This is a genomic window from Actinospica durhamensis, from assembly GCF_018139695.1.
Lineage (GTDB): Bacteria > Actinomycetota > Actinomycetes > Streptomycetales > Catenulisporaceae > Actinospica > Actinospica durhamensis.
In genome coordinates, this window is the sequence record NZ_JAGSOG010000885.1 from 1 (window position 1) to 390 (window position 390).

A 390-nucleotide genomic window follows, 5' to 3' on the forward strand; every position below is an offset into this window, starting at 1 on the left:
GGCCGCAAGAAGGCCGTCAACCCCGACCTCACGCGCATGGCGCGCATGGAGGCCAGCCGTCCGCCGTGGGGCGACCGGCGGCGCGGGCGGGGCAACATGCGCGAGGCCGACCGGGAGCGGGAACGCAGGCAGCGCTCGCGGGTGTGGACGCCGAGCCGGCCCGAGGTCATCGAGCGGCTCGACGCCGAGGGCCTGCTGCCCGCCATCACCTTCATCTTCAGCCGTGCCGCCTGCGAGGCCGCCGTCCAGCAGTGCCTGTACGCGGGGCTCCGGCTCAACGACGAGGAGGCGCGGGCCCGGGTCCGCGCGCTGGTGGAGGAGCGCACCGCCTCCATCCCGGCCGAGGACCTGCACGTCCTGGGCTACTACGAGTGGCTGGAGGGCCTGGAG

Annotated in this window: 1 pseudogene; it reads left to right on the plus strand. The window is 75.1% G+C overall.

Annotated features, from left to right (window positions below):
- Window positions 1–390: pseudogene (locus tag KDL01_RS42680) on the plus strand (DEAD/DEAH box helicase); the annotation flags it as partial.